Source organism: Paraburkholderia sp. (assembly GCF_035656215.1).
Classification (GTDB): Bacteria; Pseudomonadota; Gammaproteobacteria; order Burkholderiales; family Burkholderiaceae; genus Paraburkholderia.
Window position 1 is genome coordinate 1 of sequence record NZ_DASRSY010000107.1, and the last position, 4,674, is coordinate 4,674.

Below are 4,674 nucleotides of genomic sequence, written 5' to 3' on the forward strand. Positions count from 1 at the left end.
TTCCCCGATTTCATTCACACGCAAAAGCGCAATCCGCAAACCAATCTGCGCGACGCGAATGCGGTGTGGGACTTCTGGTCGCGCACGCCGGAATCGCTGCACCAGGTCACGATCCTGATGAGCGATCGCGGCATTCCGAAGAACTATCGCCAGATGCACGGCTTCGGCTCGCATACGTTCTCGCTCATCAACGCGCAGAACGAACGCTTCTACGTGAAGTTTCACTTCAAGTCGAAACAGGGCATCGAAAACTACACGAATGCCGAGGCAAACCAGGTGATCGGCCGCGATCGCGAAAGCGCGCAACGCGATCTGTTCGAGCAGATCGAAAAGAAAAACTTCCCGCAATGGCGCTTCTGCATTCAGGTGATGACAGAAGCCGAAGCGCATGCGCGCAAGGAAAATCCGTTCGACATCACCAAAGTGTGGTCGCACAAGGAGTTTCCGCTGATCGATGTCGGCGTGCTCGAACTGAACAGGAACCCGGAGAACTATTTCGCGGATGTCGAGCAATCAGCTTTCACGCCGGCCAATATAGTGCCGGGCATCGGCTTCTCGCCGGATCGCCTGCTGCAGGGCCGGCTCTTCTCGTACGGCGACACGCATCGCTACCGGCTCGGTATCAACCACCATCAGATTCCGGTGAATGCACCGCGCACGCCGAACGTGAACACGTATCACCGCGACGGCGGCATGCGCACGGACGGCAATCTCGGCAGCACGGCGAACTATGAGCCGAACCGGTTCGGAGCATTCCCGCAGGACGCGTCGGTGAACGAACCGCCGCTCGCCGTGGAAAGATCGATCGAGCGTTACAACCATCGCGAGGACGACGACTACTACAGCTACGCGCGGGCGCTGTACAAGCTATTCGACGCGGCGCATCGCGAGCGCTTCTTCCGGAATATCGCGGAAGCGATGGCGGGCGTGCCGAAAGAGATCGTCGACCGGCAACTGGCGCTGTTCGAAAAGGTCGATCCGAGTTACGCGGAAGGTGTGAAGAAAGAACTCGGCAAGACGCCGCCGGTTTCGGAAACGGCGCTGCCTTAAACGCTCGCAATGCGCCCTGCCAGTTGTGCATGCAACTGGTTTGGCGACTCCGGCGAGCGTTAGCGTGGCACCTTGTCGTTACCCACTTTCGCCAGTGCCTCGATGCGGTTGCGGCCATTGCGTTTGGCCTGATACATCGCCCGATCGGCTTCTTCCATTATCGCGTGGCCGTTCGCGGCCGCCTCGGCCGGCGCACCCGTAATCGCGCGCGCCGCAACGCCGATCGATACGGTCAACGCAATGCGTTCGCCGTGATCGTCCTGCAAATCCAGCCTTTCAACAGCCAGCCGCACGCGCTCGGCGACCGTCAGCGCATCGGTGCGATCGCCCTGCAGCAGTGCGGTGAACTCTTCGCCGCCGTAGCGCGCCACGGTATCGCCCAACCTTACCTGCTGTCGCACGCAGGCCGCCACCGCCGCGAGGGCCCGGTCGCCGGTCCGATGACCGTAGGTGTCGTTGATACGCTTGAAGCTGTCGATATCGATGAAAAGACACGCCACCGGCACGCCATAACGGACAGCGCGCATGATCTCCTCGCGCAAGCGTTCGTCGAAGTAGCGGCGATTGGCGAGGCCGGTCAGCGAATCGGTCATACCGAGTTGCTTGAGCCGCTCGCGATGCGCGACATTGTCGAGACTCGCCGTGACGATGCTCGCGAAGCGCTCCAGAATGTCCGTGGCCATACCTTCGCCGAAACGCACCGGGTCGTCGCTGCACAGGCACAGATAGCCGCTGACCGTGTCGCCGGCGGCAAGCGGCAGCAAGATCGCGCTCGCCGGCGTGTCGGCGTCACCGAAGAATGCGCGGCGCGCCGTTTCATCCAGTTCGCCCGGCTTGCCCAGCCACGGCCGCCCTTCCTCGCACAGACCAAGCGCTGTGAGGCCGCCTTCGCGTGAGGTTCTCAGATTGGGCTGGTCGAGCGCAAGCAAGGCGCTCTGTTCGAGGAGTTCGAGCAACATGGGCGCGCGGTCATCGAGCCACAACGTCACGCTCGCCAGAGAGAATTCCTGCGGCAGATGGCTGAACAGCGTGTCGAGAAACGACGGAAAACTCTGCGCGGCGATCAACCTCAACTCGACGTTCTGGAAGCGGCGCAGCGTGCGTTCGTTGTGCTGCACGGTATCGACGAGCGAGCGAAGCCGGTCTGAAAGCGGCGTTTGAGCGAGATTCGTCACGTTATCAATGATGCGGACCCGGAAGCGAAGCGGGGGCGGCGGCCCCAACCGCTGTAATAACGGCCAATTCCGCGAGGTCTTGAGAGTTGGATCACCGCGTATGCAAAACAGCGGTTAAGCGGAGCGATCAAGCAGAAGGATCAAGCGTGGAAATTTTGAGCGCGATCTTAAGTTTGGCTTAATTCTTACCTGTAACTATGGCGCAGAACATCCCCTGTTGAGCCGCCAGAACATCGGCGGCGCTTTTTTATCGAGGGGTGTCGCCGAGGCACCGATAGATGGACAGCATGCCTGCGAAGAAGGAGTCAAACGATGGTGGAAGACACGGTATTCGAGCATTTGCGCGCGATGCCCGGCAACGAATGGGTGCGCCAGATCCACTCGTGCAAGGTCTCAGACCCCTTGCAGCCCCCTTGGGGACGCTCGTACAGACTCGTTGAATGGACCATGAAGCACACCCCCGAATCGAGTCGCCGCGTGGTGCCGGCGGAAAGCACGCCACTCGAAATCGCACAGGCGGTGGTGTCGCACATTCCAGGGCGCCGCTTCTGCCAGCACAGCGACGACTAATCACGCAACCGGCAACCTCTCTTCAGTTTTTCGCGCGCCTCGCCATTTCTTCCTGAAACAGCGCGACTTCTTCCGCAGCGGCTTTTGCGACACTCGGGCGCTGCATCAAGCGCTTGTAGTAGTCAGCAACCGCCGGCCATTGCAACAGATCGATGCCGCCAAACGACGCCCAGTTCAGCACGGTGACCAGATAAGCGTCGCCCACACTGAACGCGTCGAGCAGATACTCGTTTTGCGCCAGATGATCTTGCAGCACACCCAGCCGCAACGCGGCCTTCTCGCGCGCATAACGCTTCACGTCTTCCGGCGCGCGCGCATCGAGTAGCGGCACGAACACCGCTTTGTGCAACTCCGTACTGATAAAACCCAGCCATTGCTGCAGCCGTGCGCGCTGTGCCGTGCCCGCGGCGGGCGCGAGCCGTGCGGCCGGAAAATGATCGGCCACATACGGCAGGATCGCCGTGTTTTCGCTCAACAGCCAGCCTTCATCCGTACGCAGCACCGGCACCTGCCCGAGCGGACTGATCGGATAAAAGTCCGAGCCGTCCGACAACTGTTTCGACTTCGTATCGACCTGAATGTACCCAGCCTGCGCCCCCGCCTCGTACAACGAGATTCGTGTGGCCAGTGAGCACGCTAGCGGAGAGAAGTACAGATCCATGGGGAATCCTCTGTCGTTGGAGTTTTTGTACTATATTGCATATAAATCACTTACGCCATATTTTTATGCCGACCAGTACAAAAAAAGAAGTGCGCCCCCGTGGCCGTCCACGTGCCTATGATTCCGACCAGGCGCTCGCCGATGCAAGAAACGTGTTCTGGCGCAGCGGCTATGCGGGCACCTCGCTGGATCAACTGAGCGCCGCGACCGGCATGAACCGCCCGAGCCTGTACGGCGCATTCGGCGACAAACATGCGTTGTATCTGACCACGCTCGAACGTTATATCGAGGCCGGCCGACTCGCGATGGTTGATGCGCTCGGCGAAAACCTGCCATTGCCGCAGGCACTGCTGCGCGTTTATGACGGCGCGCTCGCGTGGTACTTACCCGCCGACAGCGATCCGCTCGGCTGCTTCATGATCGGCACGGCCGCGGTCGAAGCGGTGGATGACATCGAGGTTCGCACCGCCCTTGCCGAGGGACTGCGCACCTACGACAAGGCCTTCGAAAAACGCCTCAAGCTGGCGCAGGCCACCGGCGAACTGGCCGCTGATGCGCAACCGCCTCTCCTCGCGAAGGTTGCGTCGGCGATTTTGCACAGCCTCGCGTTGCGCGCCCGCGCGGGCGATTCGCGCGCGTCGCTGCGGGCGACGGCGGTTGCGGGCGTGACATTGATATGCGGCAGTTCGGGCGAGTCACCTGTACCGGCAACGGGCAAAACCGCAGCGAAGGGACGTGGACGCTAGGCGGAAGGTGTTTCGTTCGCGTCGTTCAGTTTGCGCCCAGATCAAAGACAGCCGGATAGCAGCGCCTTTGCAATGCTTAACAGTCACGGGAACCGGCTATGCCTATGATGGGCGCTTCCGCCCGACACATTATGGTTTCGACATGAGCTATCCGTACGACGTACTGACCGCCGTCTGTCTTTTTATCATTGTGGTCTCCACCTCCATCATGCTTGCGCTCACCTGAGCGTTGTAGCTTGCGCGTTGCGCAAAACTACCCCTTTTGCAGGGGTGACGAGCAACTCAACGTGCTCTACGCATTTGCGTAAAAAGACGGGATATACTGTACATACATACAGGTGCGACCTGCAAAGTCGCTATCACAACTGTCCCGCCGATAGCATTTTATCTCGGACGGGACCTGCTGTTCTGCCAGCAGTAGCCTACTTGATCGTGCGTCACTGGTAACGGTGGGGTGCGGAGCTTCAAGGAC

General features: G+C 60.3%; 5 protein-coding genes. 3 read left to right on the top strand and 2 right to left on the bottom strand.

The window, feature by feature from the left end; genetic code table 11:
• On the top strand, positions 1 to 1,050 hold a 1,050-nt coding region (locus tag VFE81_RS06095; protein ID WP_325043732.1), incomplete at its 5' end, for a catalase.
• Between the two features lie 59 nt (positions 1,051 to 1,109).
• On the opposite strand, the gene VFE81_RS06100 is transcribed toward VFE81_RS06095, so the two are convergent.
• Positions 1,110 to 2,225, bottom strand: a complete 1,116-nt coding sequence (locus VFE81_RS06100) for a GGDEF domain-containing protein (RefSeq protein ID WP_325043733.1) — start codon at positions 2,223 to 2,225, stop codon at positions 1,110 to 1,112.
• 312 nt (positions 2,226 to 2,537) lie between these two features.
• Between VFE81_RS06100 and VFE81_RS06105 the strand changes: the two genes are divergently transcribed.
• The gene (locus tag VFE81_RS06105) at positions 2,538 to 2,795 is read left to right on the top strand and encodes a DUF2866 domain-containing protein (protein ID WP_120295794.1); all 258 of its coding nucleotides are present in this window, start codon (positions 2,538 to 2,540) and stop codon (positions 2,793 to 2,795) included.
• Positions 2,796 to 2,817: 22 nt separating this feature from the next.
• On the opposite strand, the gene VFE81_RS06110 is transcribed toward VFE81_RS06105, so the two are convergent.
• A complete protein-coding gene (locus tag VFE81_RS06110; protein ID WP_325043734.1) occupies positions 2,818 to 3,456 on the bottom strand; it encodes a glutathione binding-like protein in 639 nt (212 codons plus the stop codon).
• 65 nt (positions 3,457 to 3,521) lie between these two features.
• On the opposite strand from VFE81_RS06110, the gene VFE81_RS06115 reads away from it, so the two are divergent.
• Positions 3,522 to 4,202, top strand: coding sequence for a TetR/AcrR family transcriptional regulator (locus tag VFE81_RS06115; RefSeq protein WP_325043735.1), 681 nt, complete (start codon positions 3,522 to 3,524; stop codon positions 4,200 to 4,202).
• The last annotated feature ends 472 nt before the right edge of the window (positions 4,203 to 4,674 follow it).